Annotated in this window: 15 protein-coding genes; 3 read left to right on the top strand and 12 right to left on the bottom strand. The window is 64.1% G+C overall.

Annotated features, from left to right (window positions below; genetic code table 11):
- Positions 1-25: 25 nt before the first annotated feature.
- Complete coding sequence (locus HYN69_RS03735; RefSeq protein WP_108434555.1) at positions 26-232, top strand: cold-shock protein; 207 nt, start codon at positions 26-28, stop codon at positions 230-232.
- Positions 233-284: 52 nt separating this feature from the next.
- Here the strand turns inward: HYN69_RS03735 and HYN69_RS03730 are convergent, their stop codons facing one another.
- Both HYN69_RS03730 and HYN69_RS03725 read right to left on the bottom strand, forming a co-directional pair.
- Positions 285-608 (bottom strand): arsenate reductase family protein, encoded by a 324-nt coding sequence (locus HYN69_RS03730; protein WP_108437023.1) that lies wholly within the window; start codon positions 606-608, stop codon positions 285-287.
- Positions 609-784: 176 nt separating this feature from the next.
- Positions 785-1177 (bottom strand): DUF2177 family protein, encoded by a 393-nt coding sequence (locus HYN69_RS03725; protein WP_108434554.1) that lies wholly within the window; start codon positions 1175-1177, stop codon positions 785-787.
- Between the two features lie 165 nt (positions 1178-1342).
- Between HYN69_RS03725 and HYN69_RS03720 the strand changes: the two genes are divergently transcribed.
- Positions 1343-1798 carry an REP-associated tyrosine transposase gene (locus HYN69_RS03720; protein WP_108434553.1) on the top strand — a complete coding sequence of 152 codons (456 nt, stop codon included), beginning with the start codon at positions 1343-1345 and terminating at the stop codon, positions 1796-1798.
- Between the two features lie 84 nt (positions 1799-1882).
- Here the strand turns inward: HYN69_RS03720 and HYN69_RS03715 are convergent, their stop codons facing one another.
- Together HYN69_RS03715 and HYN69_RS03710 are read right to left on the bottom strand one after the other, a co-directional pair.
- Positions 1883-2356, bottom strand: a complete 474-nt coding sequence (locus tag HYN69_RS03715) for a dihydrofolate reductase (RefSeq protein WP_108434552.1) — start codon at positions 2354-2356, stop codon at positions 1883-1885.
- Positions 2357-2369: 13 nt separating this feature from the next.
- Positions 2370-3149 (bottom strand): thymidylate synthase, encoded by a 780-nt coding sequence (locus HYN69_RS03710; protein WP_108434551.1) that lies wholly within the window; start codon positions 3147-3149, stop codon positions 2370-2372.
- A gap of 106 nt (positions 3150-3255) precedes the next feature.
- Between HYN69_RS03710 and HYN69_RS03705 the strand changes: the two genes are divergently transcribed.
- Entirely contained in the window at positions 3256-3684 is a 429-nt protein-coding gene (locus HYN69_RS03705) for a VOC family protein (protein ID WP_108434550.1), read from the top strand.
- A 66-nt stretch (positions 3685-3750) separates the two neighbouring features.
- On the opposite strand, the gene ribD is transcribed toward HYN69_RS03705, so the two are convergent.
- The 8 genes from ribD to HYN69_RS03665 form a co-directional block, all read right to left on the bottom strand.
- Complete coding sequence (ribD, locus tag HYN69_RS03700) at positions 3751-4818, bottom strand: bifunctional diaminohydroxyphosphoribosylaminopyrimidine deaminase/5-amino-6-(5-phosphoribosylamino)uracil reductase RibD (protein ID WP_108434549.1); 1068 nt, start codon at positions 4816-4818, stop codon at positions 3751-3753.
- A gap of 28 nt (positions 4819-4846) precedes the next feature.
- Complete coding sequence (gene nrdR / locus HYN69_RS03695) at positions 4847-5314, bottom strand: transcriptional regulator NrdR (RefSeq protein ID WP_108434548.1); 468 nt, start codon at positions 5312-5314, stop codon at positions 4847-4849.
- Between the two features lie 251 nt (positions 5315-5565).
- On the bottom strand, positions 5566-6306 hold the full coding sequence (locus HYN69_RS03690; RefSeq protein ID WP_108434547.1) for a class I SAM-dependent methyltransferase: 741 nt from the start codon (positions 6304-6306) through the stop codon (positions 5566-5568).
- 127 nt (positions 6307-6433) lie between these two features.
- Entirely contained in the window at positions 6434-8425 is a 1992-nt protein-coding gene (rpoD, locus tag HYN69_RS03685) for an RNA polymerase sigma factor RpoD (RefSeq protein ID WP_108434546.1), read from the bottom strand.
- A 149-nt stretch (positions 8426-8574) separates the two neighbouring features.
- A complete protein-coding gene (gene dnaG / locus HYN69_RS03680) occupies positions 8575-10548 on the bottom strand; it encodes a DNA primase (protein ID WP_108434545.1) in 1974 nt (657 codons plus the stop codon).
- Positions 10549-10738: 190 nt separating this feature from the next.
- Positions 10739-11290, bottom strand: coding sequence for a sarcosine oxidase subunit gamma (locus tag HYN69_RS03675; RefSeq protein WP_230426477.1), 552 nt, complete (start codon positions 11288-11290; stop codon positions 10739-10741).
- Positions 11283-14207, bottom strand: coding sequence for a sarcosine oxidase subunit alpha family protein (locus HYN69_RS03670; RefSeq protein ID WP_108434544.1), 2925 nt, complete (start codon positions 14205-14207; stop codon positions 11283-11285). The genes HYN69_RS03675 and HYN69_RS03670 overlap by 8 nt, the downstream gene beginning before the upstream one ends.
- Complete coding sequence (locus HYN69_RS03665; protein WP_108434543.1) at positions 14204-14482, bottom strand: sarcosine oxidase subunit delta; 279 nt, start codon at positions 14480-14482, stop codon at positions 14204-14206. Before HYN69_RS03665 ends, HYN69_RS03670 begins: the two co-directional genes overlap by 4 nt.
- Positions 14483-14508: the final 26 nt, after the last annotated feature.

The following is a 14508-nucleotide window of genomic DNA, read 5'->3' as shown; positions in this document are numbered from 1 at the left end:
GGGGACGTGAACAGGGAGAAACGGCATGCCGACCGGCACCGTGAAGTGGTTCAACTCGACCAAAGGCTACGGTTTCATCGCACCGGATGATGGTGGCAAGGACATTTTCGTCCATATCTCGGCGGTGGAACGGGCGGGCCTCAAGGGTCTGAACGACAACCAGAAGGTCGGATATACCCTGCAATCGGGCCGAGACGGCCGAGAATCGGCCAGCGATCTGCAACTGATCTGAGCCTTTTCCCCATGCGACGCGTCCTGCCCTTTCGGGCAGGATTTCTGCATTATTACAAAAGCTTGGACTGAACGGCGTCATCCCAGCCGATATGCCAATCAGCCCCGTTGCGGATGACGGGGCGCTTCATCACCGCAGGTTGCGCGGCAATCTGCGCCTCGGGTTCCGACATCTTCAGGAAATCGGAAAAGCCGCGATATGTGGTCGAGGATTTGTTGATCGCCCGGTCACCGAATTCGGTAACGATTTCAAATATTTCCGCCGTTGTCAGCGGTTCGGCCCTGATGTCGCGGAAGGTCACGTCATGGCCTGCGGATTGCAGCGCCTTGACGGCCTTCTTGCAGGTGTCGCAGGTCGAGATGCCGAGCAGGATCATGGTGTCTCCGATGTCGTGGGCGATGCACAGGCGATGCACACCGATGCACGGAATCCGTTAGAATCCGTTCATTCCTTTAGCCGATCTGCCTTGCCGCGTTAACCCCGCAAGGGCTGAAACGGGGATGCACAGGCGATGCATACGAAACGGCCAAAAGCGTCAAGATGCGGTAAGGTTTAGCCCACCATCCGCGCGGCCGTCACCCCGACCCAGGCCGAGACCGCAGTCAGGACCGTGCCCCAGATCACATCGGTCGCCACCATCTGCCAATGCCAGTCCTTCATGATGGCATAGCTGGTGAATTCGTAGGTGCCGTAAGCCATGGCCCCGATCACCGCCGCAGGCAGCAGCACCGCGCTGCCCGATTTGAGAGCCGGAATGCTGACCAGATACAAAAGCCCCGCGACATAGGCGAGGTAGAACACCGCCGCCGGTCCGGCGCGGAAACTTTCCAGCATCAGGGGGCCGATATGGGTGGTGAAGAGCGGCTTCATCACCAGTGTCAGCATGATCGCATCAAGGATCAGGAACGTCAGCGTGGTGGCGCCGTAGAGGACGAGGATTTGCATGGGTGTCTCCCTTTGGTGGCAAGGTAGCACAGCGGGGCGAGGGGGAAAGGGGGGGCACGACGACAAGGGTATCTTAACCTTATTGTCAGAAGCTGGCGTAGGGTGCGCGCTTGTCGCGCACCGGTCGGAATGGTGCGCGACGAGCGCGCACCCTACGGGGGCCAAATGTCGGATTATCGTCGCCCGAGAGTGCCAGGTGCGTGCATTTTCTTCACCGTGGCGCTAGAACAGCGTGGGACGACCTTGTTGGTCGACCATATTGAAGCCCTGCGTGAGGCAGTGCGCGCAACGCGGCGGGAAAGATTGTTCGGGATCGATGCCTGGGTCGTTTTGCCAGACCATTTGCACTGCGTCTGGCAATTGCCCGAAGGGGACACGGACTATTCGCTGCGTTGGCGACTTATCAAGGCGCGATTTTCAAGAACCCTGCCGAAAGGAACCTTGCGTCCAAGCCATATCGACAGGCGCGAACGCGGCATATGGCAACGGCGGTTCTGGGAGCATCACATCCGGAACGGTCAGGACTGGCGTGAGTTGGTGAGCTATTGCTGGATGAATCCAGTCAAGCACGGCTTCGTCGAGAAACCGGAAGATTGGCCGTTTTCGAGCTATCGCCCGTAGGGTGCGCGTTCATCGCGCACCTTGGTTGGCGGTGCCTTAAGCTGCTGCGCCTTCGTCCAGCGAGGTGCGCCGTAAAGGCGCACCCTACCTTAGCCACTCCGTCAGCACACATTCCGGCCCTTCGGCCCTCAACCTGTGCTTGTAGATCATCCGCCACCCTGCCCCGTCGAAGTCGGGGAAGAAGGCGTCTGCGTCCTCGATGGTCAGGTTTACTTCCGTCACCAACAGGCGGTCGGCGAGGGGCAGGAGGGCGCGGTAGATCGCCTCGCCGCCGATGCCGTAGAGGCGGGTGTGGCCTGCGGCGCGGGCGATTTCGATGGCGGCCTCGGGCGTGGGGGCGGTGGTTTCCCACAGGCCCGCGTCACGGGTGACGACGATGTTGAGTCGGTTCTTCAGCGGGCGGACGGGCAGGCTTTCCCATGTGCGGCGGCCCATGATGACCGCGCCGCCCGTGGTTTCGCGCTGGAAGGCGGCGAGGTCTTCGGGGGCATGCCACGGGATGTCTCCCGCTTTGCCGATGGCTCCGTTACGGGCGCGGGCGACGATAAGGGTGAGCATCAGCCGATCTTTCCTATACTGCCACCGGCGCTTTGATCGCGGGGTGCGGGTCGTAGCCGGTTATGGCGAAATCCTCATACTGAAAGTCGAAGATCGAGGGGACGGCCCGTGTGATTTCCAGTTTCGGCAGGGGTCGGATGTCACGGGAAAGCTGGGTTTCCACCTGTTCGAGGTGGTTGAGGTAGATATGTGCATCACCGATGGAATGGATGAAATCGCCGGGCGCGTAGCCGGTGACATGGGCGAGCATGACGGCGAGGAGCGCGTAAGAGGCGATGTTGAACGGCACGCCGAGGAACATGTCGGCCGAGCGCTGGTAAAGTTGCAGGTGCAGTTTTCCGCCGAGGATGCGGACCTGCCACATGGTGTGGCAGGGCGGCAGCGCCATATGCGGCACGTCTGGCGGGTTCCACGCCGAGACGATCAGGCGGCGCGAGTCGGGGCTGCGCTTTATCGTGTCGATCAGCGTGGTGATCTGGTCGACGCCGCCGAAATCGCGCCACTGCTGGCCATAGACGGGGCCGAGGTCGCCGTTGGCATCGGCCCATTCGTCCCAGATCGTCACGCCGTTGTCGTTGAGGTAGCGGATGTTTGTGTCGCCCTTCAGGAACCATAAGAGTTCGTGGATGATCGACCGCAGGTGCAATTTCTTGGTGGTGACGAGGGGGAAGCCGTCCGACAGCGCGTAACGCGATTGCAGGCCGAAGTGAGAGATCGTGCCGGTGCCGGTGCGGTCGGTCGAGCGGGTGCCCTGGGCCAGAACGGTGCGAAGTGCGTCATGGTATTGCTGCATCGGGACCTCTGGCGTTGTACGAGTCGCGGTATACTATATCTTGCGGTTTCATCTGGCGCGACTGCATGTGTAATGTGGTCGCCGGAAATATGGAAAGGATCGGTTCATGGGACTGAAATATCTGCACACCATGGTTCGGGTAAAGGATCTGGAGGCGTCGCTGGCGTTCTACAAGCTGTTGGGGCTGGAGGAGACGCGGCGCTATGAAAACGAGGGCGGGCGGTTCACGCTGGTGTTTTTGGCACCGCCCGGCCAGCCGGAAGCCCCGATCGAGCTGACCTATAACTGGGACGGCGATGACGGGTTGCCCAACGACAGCCGCCATTTCGGGCATCTGGCCTATGAGGTGGACGATATACACGCCACCTGCGCGCATCTGGCGGCGCATGGCGTGGTGATCAATCGGCCGCCGCGCGACGGGCGGATGGCCTTTGTGCGGTCGCCTGACAATATCTCGGTCGAGTTGTTGCAAAAGGGTGGCGCGCTCGAGCCGGTGGAGCCGTGGAAATCGGCGCCGAGCGTGGGGCATTGGTAAAGGCGGCGGGGGGCCAGCCCCCCGCACCCCCCGGAGTATTTGAGCAAAGGTGAAGGGGAGAGCCGTTTAGAAGCGCCAGCGGGTGAGGATGTCTTGCCCGTGGGTTTCCTGTGCGATCAGAACCGGTCGCGGGGCGTCTGACAGCGCGGTCAGGCCGAGGGGGCCAAGGACGGCGGTGCCCTCGGCGCCGATCAGCGCGCCTGCGGTGAAGAGGGCGAGTTCGTCGATCAAATCTGCGCGGATCAGGGCGGCGGCGAGGGAGCCTCCGGCCTCGATCAGGATGCGGGTGAGGCCTTCGCTTGCGAGGCTGCGGAAGGCTTCGGTGAGGTTCAAGTGCGGGCCTGACGCGGGGATTTCGATCAGGCGGGTGCGGGTGGCCTGCCATGCGCTGCGGGCGGCGGCGGGGGCGGCGGCGGTGTGGAGCAGCCAGACGGGGTGTTGCGCGGCGGTGCGGCCAAGGCGGCTGTCTGGGCTGTGCTTGAGGGTGGCGTCGAGCAGGATGCGGAGCGGTTGGTGGCTGGCGCCGATATCGCGCGCGGTCAGGTCGGGGTCATCGGCGCGGGCGGTGGCGCTGCTGGTCAGCACCGCGTCATGGGTCAGGCGCATGGCATGCACGGCGCGGCGGGCTGCGGGGCCGGTGATCCAGCGGCTTTCGCCGGTGGCGGTGGCGATGCGGCCATCAAGCGTGGCAGCAAGTTTCAACGTGGTATAGGGCAGGCCCTTTGTGACGCGCTTGAGAAAGCCTGCTTGCAGGGTGCGGGCTTGCGCTTCGCAGAGGCCTTCGGTCAGGCTGATGCCTGCGGCGCGCAGCATGGCGTGGCCGCGGCCAGAAACGCGGGGGTCGGGGTCAGTCTGGGCGCTGACGACGCGGGTGATGCCTGCGGCGATCAGGGCATCCGCACAGGGGGATGTCTTGCCGTGGTGGGCGCAGGGTTCGAGCGTGACGTAGGCCGTGGCGCCACGGGCGGCGTGTCCGGCCTGATCGAGCGCCATGCGTTCGGCGTGGGGGCGGCCTGTGGGTTGGGTCCAGCCGCGCCCGACGATGCGGCCAGCGTTCACGATCACGCAGCCGACCGCCGGATTGGGCCAGGTGCGACCAAGCCCCCGCGCGGCAAGCGCGAGGGCGTGGGACATGTGGGCGTCATCGTTCAATCGGGGTCGCTCACTCGTCCGGGGCGGTGTTGGGGCGGAGTTCGGACACGAATTTATCGAAATCGTCGGCCGCCTGGAAGTTCTTGTAAACGCTGGCGAAACGGACGTATCCGACCGTGTCGATACGGGCGAGGGATTCCATCACGATCTCGCCGATCACTTTCGACGGGATGTCGGTTTCGCCAAGGCTTTCCAAGCGCCGCACGATGCCGGAAATCATCTGGTCGATGCGTTCGGGTTCGATTGGGCGTTTCTGCATGGCGATGCGGATCGAGCGTTCCAGCTTCGAGCGGTCGAAGTCTTCGCGCTTGCCAGAGGATTTGATCACCACGAGGTCGCGCAACTGCACGCGTTCATAGGTGGTGAAGCGGCCCCCGCAGGCGGGGCAAAAGCGGCGGCGGCGGATCGAGACGTGATCCTCGGCCGGTCGGGAATCTTTCACTTGGGTATCGATGTTACCGCAGAACGGGCAGCGCATAGGCCCCCTCCCTTGCTTGTTGGTTTTGTTGCCTGCCTCGTACTCTCGGGGTTGGCCCCCGTTCTTGACGCAAACTATAGGGGCAAGGTGCAGGTTTCGGCTAGGGGGAAGCGCGGGCCGCAGCATATGGGGCGCGGCGGGTGTGGCGAAGGGGACTCACATCGCTGTGTGCGGATGTGCGGGGCGCGCCAGCAAATTCCAAAGGGGGCGTGCGGGGGCGTGGCTTTCCGGCCCCCGCACAGGTCACTGGATCAGAACTTGGTATAGTGCCGCTTCGGGCCAAGGCGCATGAGGTCATCGAGCCGGAAATTCCGGTCGATCTCGGCGCCCTTGGTGATTTCGATATGCCAGCCAAGCATCTTGACCGAGGCGATGGGGGTGAAGCTTCCGACCGCGATCACAAGTTCCATGGCGAGGTTGGAAAGTGCGGGCTGGTCGTGCCAGTAATCGTCGAACTTGGGATCGGGATAATGCGCCCAGTTCCAATCCTCGATCACGTAGGAGCCACCGACCCGCAACCGGGGGAAGGCGATCTCGAAGGCCGCTCTGGTATGTTCGTACATGTGCGACGCGTCGTCTATGATCAGGTCGATCGGATCGGAAAATTCGGTGTCGATGATCTTGGTAACGGCTTCGCGGTCGCTTTGCGATGTGTTGTAATGGATGCGCATGCGGTCCGAAAACGGCTCCGAATGATGGCGCAAGGGTTCGACCGGATCGCGCAGGTCGATGCCGACGATCCGTTCGGCATTGGTGGCGGCGGCGAAGAACAGTGGCGAGCCGCCTTCCCAGGTGCCGAATTCGAGAATGTTGCGGATCGGTTTGCCTCCGAACATGTCGCGGTAACCGTCGAGCATGCTACGGTTCTTGAGCAGGACCACCTCGGACTCGTCGGTGGTCTTGGAAAAATTGGTCGTGCTCATATTGAAGGTTACGCCGCCAACCTTGGCGAGGTCGGGGACACTATAATCCACATCTTTGAAGGTCAGCATCACTGGAACTCCCGTCTACTTGTAAGCTTGCATCGTTATCAGGTTCCGACCCCGACTCAAGGCCCTGCACGCATAGCGCGACCTTGGCGCGGGCGGTAAAAAAAAGCGCCCCGAAGGGCGCTTTCGATCACTGGTCGAGGAAGCTGCGCAGTTTGCGGCTTCTGCTCGGGTGTTTCAGTTTCCGCAGCGCCTTGGCTTCGATCTGCCGGATGCGTTCGCGGGTGACGCTGAACTGCTGGCCGACCTCTTCCAGCGTGTGGTCGGTGTTCATGCCGATGCCGAAGCGCATACGCAGGACGCGTTCTTCGCGGGGGGTCAAAGATGCCAGAACCCGCGTCGTCGTTTCCTTGAGGTTTTCCTGAATGGCACTGTCGAGAGGCAGGATCGCGTTCTTGTCTTCGATGAAGTCGCCAAGCTGGCTGTCTTCCTCATCCCCGATGGGGGTTTCAAGGCTGATCGGCTCCTTGGCGATCTTCATCACCTTGCGGACCTTTTCGAGCGGCATTTGCAGCTTTTCGGCCAGTTCTTCCGGCGTCGGTTCGCGGCCGATTTCGTGCAGCATCTGGCGGCCGGTGCGGACCAGTTTGTTGATCGTCTCGATCATATGGACCGGAATACGGATGGTACGGGCCTGATCGGCGATGGAGCGGGTGATGGCCTGACGGATCCACCATGTCGCATAGGTCGAGAATTTGTAGCCGCGGCGGTATTCGAATTTATCGACCGCCTTCATCAGGCCGATGTTGCCTTCCTGAATGAGGTCGAGGAATTGCAGCCCGCGGTTGGTGTATTTCTTGGCGATGGAAATCACGAGGCGCAGGTTGGCTTCGACCATTTCCTTTTTGGCTTGCCGGGCTTCTTTCTCGCCCTTTTGCACCTGGTTCACGATGCGGCGGAATTCGCCGATGTCGACGCCGACATATTGGCCCACGGCGGCCATTTCCGAGCGCAGGTCTTCGACCTTGTCGCGCGATTTCTCGAACAGGGTCTGCCAGCCGCGACCGCCCTTGGCGATCATGCGGTCGGCCCAGTTCGGGTCAAGCTCGTAGCCCTGATATTCGTCGATGAATTCGCGGCGGTTGATGCGGGCCGCATCGGCCAGTTTCACCATGTTCGAGTTGATCGCCATGATCTTGCGGTTGATGCCGTAAAGCTGGTCGATCAACGCTTCGATCCGGTTGTTGTGCAGGTGAAGTTCGTTCACCAGAACTACGATTTCCGAACGCAGCTTCTGGTAGGCCGCTTCGTCCTTGGCCGAAAAGCTGCCCTTTTCCGACAGGGTGGCCGACATCCGCAGATCCTGCATCTCGGCCAGCGTGACGTAATCGCGGGCGATCACTTCGAGCGTTTCGAGAACCTTGGGCTTCAACGCCGCTTCCATTGCCGCAAGCGACATGTTGGCGGATTCGTCGTCTTCGTCGTCATCCTCGGTGCGGGACAGCGGGTTGCCATCGGCGTCGAGTTCGGGTTCGTCCGATGCGGCGCGGCGCGGGGCGGCGGGGTCGATCCCGACGCCGTCGATTTCCGGCCCGTCCATTTCTTCGTCGCCGTCGAGCGAGCGGCCGAAGGTGGCTTCAAGGTCGATCACATCGCGCAACAGGATGTCTTCGTTCAGAAGTTCCTCGCGCCAGATGGTGATGGCCTGAAAGGTCAGCGGGCTTTCGCACAGCCCGAGGATCATGGTGTTGCGACCGGCCTCGATGCGCTTGGCGATGGCAATCTCGCCCTCGCGCGACAAAAGTTCGACCGATCCCATCTCGCGCAGATACATGCGGACGGGGTCATCGGTGCGGTCTAGCGTTTCGGCAGTGGTGGTAACCACGGCGACATCGCGCGACGAGGATTCGACGGCGACCAGTTCGCCAGCGCTTTCGCCTTCCTCGGCCTCGTCATCCTCGATGATGTTGATGCCCATTTCGGACAGCATCGACATCACGTCTTCGATCTGCTCGGACGACACCTGTTCGGGCGGCAGCACGGTGTTGAGCTGTTCGTAGGTGATATAGCCCCGCTCGCGCGCGTCGGCGATCATCTTCTTGACGGCGCTCTGGCTCATGTCGAGCGAGACATCGGTTTCCTGCTCTTCGGGCTTCGCGTCGTCGGTGTCTTTGAGGGCCATGGATGCTCCTGAAGATGCGGGGGCGGATGGGGGCGTTCGGGCAATATGGGAAGGCCCCGTTGCGAATCAAAGGGGCCACGCCGAATCAATAACGCGAATCACGGGAGGGGGAAGGGGCGGCGGGTGATTCTTTGCGCTGCGATTGACGGTCAGGGCCGCTTTCCGCCCTTTTCGAAGCGGATGGCACCGAAGATGCGGCGCTGTTCTTCAAGCTCGTCCTTGTCGAGCGCCACGCCGTTCGGGGCGATGATGCTTTCGCCCGACTTGTCCTGCGGGCCCTTTTGCGCCTCGGCCCGCGCCTCGTTCGCTTTCCGCAGGCGCCATGTCAGGCCTTCGTCTGCGACGCCTTCGATGTCTTGGGCGGCGTCTTCGATCTCGCGCAGGCGGCCGCGTTCGGTGGTGAGCAGGAACAGGTCTTGCGCCACCGAAAACTCGGCCTTGTCGAGATCGTCGGGCGACTGGATCGCGGGGGCGTTTCGCACATGGGGGTGGGCGAAGATGGTTTCAACCGCCTCGGGGCGCTGTTCGGACAGGATGGCGCGGGGGTCGGGCGCATCGGCGTGGATCAGGAGAAGGTCGCGCAGGCGGGCATGGCCGGGGCCGGTGAAGTCGCAACGGTCGAGCGCGGATTCGAAACGGGCGATGAGCCTTGGATGGGTCATCAGCGTGGCGAGGATGACGGCTTCGCGCAGCGCCTCGTCCGGACTGCCGCCCTGGGCCAGCAGCGAGGCGCGGGTTGCGGGCATGGGTGCCACGGGGCGGGGGGGCGCAAAGCGCCCCCCCGCACCCCCCCCTGCCCCGCTTTGGCGCGGAGTCCATGGCTTGAACGGCTTGGCGTCGCGGCCAAAGAGCGTGAGGCGCAGGGCCTTGATATCCTCGCCGTAATGGCCGCGGATCGAGGGGTCGGTGATTTTTGACAGGGCCGCGCGCAGTTTCTTGTCGAGCGCGGCTTTGCGTTCGGGGCTATCGAAGACCTTTCCCTCGGTCTCGCGGCTCCAGAGCAGTTTGACCATCGGCTGTGCGTCATCGAGCACGCGCTGCATGGCGCTTGCACCTTGGGCCTTGATCAGGTCGTCGGGGTCCTGGCCCTGCGGCAGCACGGCAAAGCGCAGGCCCTTGCCGGCTTCGAGCAGAGGCAGGGCAAGGTCGATCACGCGCAGCGCCGCGCGGATGCCTGCGGCATCGCCGTCAAGCGCGATGATCGGCTCGTCCGCGATGCGCCACAGCAGGCGGAGTTGCTCTTCGGTCACGGCGGTGCCGAGCGGGGCTACGGTTGCACGGAAACCGGCCTCGGACAGCGCGATCACGTCCATATAGCCTTCGGCGACGATCAGCGGCAGACCCTTGCCCGCCGCTTCGCGGGCGGGGGCCTGATTGTAAAGATTGCGGCCTTTGTCGAAGAGTTCGGTTTCGGGGCCGTTGAGGTATTTCGCCCGCGCGTTCGGGTCCATCGCCCGCCCGCCAAGGCTGATGGCGCGGCCCCGCCCGTCACGGATGGGAAAGATGATGCGGCCACGGAAGCGGTCATAGGGCGCGGTGTTGTCGTCGGGCCGCGCGCAGACGCCGCTATCGACGATAAGGTCGGGCGCGATGCCCTTTTGCGTCAGCGCATGGAACAGGCCTTGGCGCTGGTCGGGGGCAAAGCCGATTTCCCAACGGTCCTGCGCTTCCGGCGACATGCGGCGCTTGGCGAGATAGGCGCGGGCGTCGGCTGCGGCCGAGGTTTTCAGTTGCAGGCGGAACCATTTGACGGCTTCCTCCATCACCTCGGCCAGTTGGCTGCGGCGGTCGGCCTTTTGCGCGGCCTGCGGGTCGCGGGCGGGCATCTGCATCCCGGCCTCGCGGGCCAGCACCTCGACCGCTTCCATGAACGAGAGGTTGTCGGCGTCTTTCAGAAATCCAACCGCATCGCCCTTGGCGTGGCAGCCGAAGCAATAAAAGAATCCCTTGCGGTCATCGACGTGGAAGGATGCCGATTTCTCCTGATGGAACGGGCATGGCGCCCACCAGTCGCCCTTGGCCATGTTCGACTTGCGCAGATCCCACGTTACCTTGCGCCCCACGATCTGTGAAAGCGTGACGCGGGTACGCAGTTCGTCGATGAAACCGGGCGGCAGGGACATGGGTCTTATATCGGCCCCTGCCGCGCCTGTGTCAAAGGTCGAAAAGGGGGCTTTCTGCCCCCTCGCCCCTGCGGGGCTCACCCCCGAGGATATTTGAGGGCAGAAAATGCGAAAGCGGGTCTCATTTTCTGTCTGAAAATATCCTCGGGGGGGGAGGCCGTAGGCCGAGGGGGCGCGAGCGCCCCCTGCCTTACGCCAGCGCGTTCAGGCGGGCGGCCTGCATCTCGAGCGCCTCGGCCAGTTCGTGCCATGCGGTGCGGGCCATCGAGCGGAAGACCATGATCTCCCACGCGGCGGGGCCGCTGCGCGACAGGATCGCCGACATGTGGTTCAGGCCGGTGCGAGCGGTATGGCCCACGGGAAAGGCCGCGTCGCGCAGGTCGAGCGGGATCAGGCGGGCCAGCGTGTCGCCGGCAAGCGGGCCTGCCAGCGTGAGGGTGGCCCAGCCGTCGCTCTGGTCGGTGGTGGCGGCGAGGCCGGTCAGGTCGGGGGCGGGTGCGCCGACGAGGAAGGCCTGGTCGCGGCCTGTCCAGACCAGCCGCGCGGCGGGGCCGGTGCTTTGGCGGCCGGGCGCGGGAAAGCTGACGCCAAGGGGGGCGAGCCTTGCATTGACCGCCTCGATCGTGCCCGGAAAGGGGGCGATCGAGGTCATGACCGTGACAGGCGCTTCGGCAAGCGTGGTTTCGGCCAGTGTAAGGGGCGCATGGCCTGCAAGGGCCGATTTGGCAATGAGTTCAGGCACGGAGTTTCACCCCTTCCTTGTCGTGGAAAACCGGATCGCAGACCTCGCACAGGACATCGACATTGCGCAGATGGTCGACGAGGCGCACGCGCTCGCCGATCCTTGCGCGGCCGTTCCTGAGGAAGCCCAAGCCGAGCCAGAGGTTCAGCGTGGGCGAATAGCCGACCGAGGTGACATAGCCCTGATCCGTCTCGCGTTTCACAGCATCGCCGGGGGTGAAGAGATGCGCGCCTGCGGTGAGGGCGGCATCGGACAGGGGTTTCAGCCCGACAAGTTGTTCGCGGTCGGCCCCCACCATGCCGGGGCGGGACGCTGCGGCCTTGCCGATGCAGTCTTTCTTGGCCGAGACCATCTTTTCCATGCCGATGTCGAAGGCCGTGGTGCGACCGTGGATTTCGGCGTGGGTGATGAAGCCCTTTTCGATGCGAAGGACGTTCAGCGCCTCCATCCCGTAGGGGCCGCCGCCCATGGTTTCGGCGCGGGCGACGAGGTCGCGGAACAGCGCCTCGCCGTAGCGGGTGGGGACGGCGAGTTCATAGCCCTGCTCGCCCGAGAACGAGATGCGGAACAGGCGGGCGCTTATGCCGCCAAGCGACACGGGGGCCACCCCCATGAAGGGCAGGTCGGGGGCATCGTCGATCAGGCTGTCGATCAGTTGTCGTGCTTGCGGGCCTGCGATGGCGAATTGCGCCCATGTTTCGGTGACCGAGATGAAGCGCAGGTCCCAATCGGCACAGAAAGCCTGATGCACGAAATCGAGATGGCGCATCACCAACCCCGCCGCGGCGGTGGTGGTGGTCATCAGGTAGTGATGCTCGCCCAACCGCGCGGTAGTGCCGTCATCCAGAACATGGCCATCCTCGCGCAGCATCAACCCGTAACGCACGCGGCCCACCGGCAGGGTCGAGAAGGTGTTGGTATAGACCAGATCGAGGAAGCGGGCGGCATCACGCCCCTGGATGTCGATCTTGCCAAGGGTCGATACATCGGCCACGCCCACCGAGGCGCGGACCATGTTCACCTCGCGGTCGCAGGCTTCGCGCCATGTGGTTTCCCCCGGTTTGGGAAAGTAGCCGGGGCGATACCACAGACCTGCCTCGATCATCGGGGCGCCACGGTCGCGGCTGGCTTGGTCAGAGGTCATGAAGCGTTGCGGCGCAAAGCCCGAGGCGCGGCCCCCTGCTCCCATGGCGGCGATGGACACCGGCGTATAGGGCGGACGGTAGGTGGTGGTGCCGGTCTGCGGGATGCCGCGACCGGTGGCATCGGCCAGCACGGCCAGCGCGCCCACGTTCGAGTTCTTGCCCTGATCGGGGGCCATGCCTTGGGTCGTGTAGCGCTTCATATGCTCGACCGAGGCAAAGTTTTCCTGCGCCGAAAGCCGCACGTCCTTGGTCGTCACGTCATTGGCGAAATCGAGCCATTGGCGGCCCGTGGCATCGGGCGTTTCCCAGAACGGGGTGATCGCATAGGGCGCATCCTCGGCCTGCGGCAGCGCCATGTCGGGGACTGCTTTGCCGAGGGCAGCCACGGCCGCCATGGCCGCAGCATGGCCTTCGCGCAGGCAGGCGGCGGTGCTGAACGCGCCGTTGCAGGCCCCTGCGGGGGCCAAGCGCGGCACGGCGTTGGGGGCGGGCACGAAGGCTGCGATATCGTCGCGCCAGACGGGGCGGCCGTTCATGTGGCAGGTCAGGTGCACGGTCGGGTTCCAGCCGCCCGACATGGCAAGGCAATCGGTCTCGATCTCGGCGGTGCCGCCCGCGTGGCTGACGTGGACCGATGTCAGCCCGTGGCGGCCACGGGTGCCGGTGATGGTGGCGGCCAAGTAGACGGGGCAGTCTTCGACAGCGCTTGCGTCCGGCCGCGTGTCGAGGATGGCGGCCACCTTGACGCCTGCGGCCATCAGGTCGCGGGCGGTGGCGCGGGCGGCATCGTTGTTGGCGATCAGCGTCACGCGCTTGCCCGCCGCCACGCCGTAGCGGTTGAGATAGGCGCGCACGGCCCCTGCCATCATGATGCCGGGGCGGTCATTGTCGGGGAAGGCGACGGGGCGTTCCAAAGCACCCGCCGCCAGCACGGTCTGGCCCGCCACGATGCGCCAGAAACATTCGCGCGGCAGATGCGGCGCGGGCGTGCGGTGCAGCGACACGCGTTCGAGCGCGCCGAAGGTGCCGTCGTCATAGGCGCCGGTCACGGTGGTGCGGGTCATCAGGCGCACGTTCGGCATGGCGGAAAGCTCGGCCAGCACGGCATCGGCCCAGTCAAGGCCGGGTTGGCCGTCGATGCGGGTGGTGTCGGACAGAAGGCGCCCCCCCATGCGGGTGTCTTCGTCGGCAAGGATAACATCGGCACCCGATTGCGCGGCGGTAAGCGCGGCCATCAGGCCGGTCGGGCCTGCGCCGATCACCAGAACGTCGCAAAAGGCCCATGCCTTCTCATAGGCATCGTCGTCGTCGCGGCCCGACAGGCTGCCAAGCCCCGCCGCGCGGCGGATGACGGGTTCGTACAGCTTTTCCCAAAAGGCGCGCGGCCACATGAAGGTCTTGTAATAGAAGCCCGCCGACAGGAAGGGCGAGACCATGTCGTTCACGCTCATCACGTCGAAGCGCAAGGACGGGAAGCGGTTCTGGCTGCGCGCCTTCAGCCCGTCATAAAGCTCTTGCACCGTGGCGCGCGTGTTCGGGGTCTGCTGGTGGTTGCCTTGCAGGATTTCCACCATCGCGTTCGGCTCTTCGGACCCTGCGGTCAGGATGCCGCGCGGGCGGTGGTATTTGAAGCTGCGCCCGACCAGTTTCACGCCATTGGCGAGCAAGGCCGAGGCGAGGGTGTCGCCCTTGAAGCCGGTGTAATCCTTGCCGTCGAAAGAAAAACGGACGGGTTTGGTGCGGTCGATCTGTCCCTTGCCTGCAAGCCTCATGTCGCGGCCCCCCCGGTCGCGGCGGCGGCAACGGCCTGCACATCGTTGATCTCGTGCGTCACCGTGTTGCGGGTGACGAGCAGCCAGCTGGAACAGCCCATATCGTGATACCAAAGGTCTTTCGTGATGCCTGCGGGGTTGTCGCGCAGGTGCAGATAATCGTTCCACGCCTCGGGCTGCGCACCCTCGGCGGGGCGGTTCAGGTAGTCTTCCGAGCCGTAGTAAGTGAACTCGCGCCGGTCGCGCGGGCCGCAAAGGGGGCAGGTCAGGCGCATGGGTCAGCCTTGTGCTGGTCGATGGA

The organism is Gemmobacter aquarius (assembly GCF_003060865.1).
Classification (GTDB): domain Bacteria; phylum Pseudomonadota; class Alphaproteobacteria; order Rhodobacterales; family Rhodobacteraceae; genus Paragemmobacter; species Paragemmobacter aquarius.
This window is presented reverse-complemented; position numbering and strand designations above follow the sequence as displayed.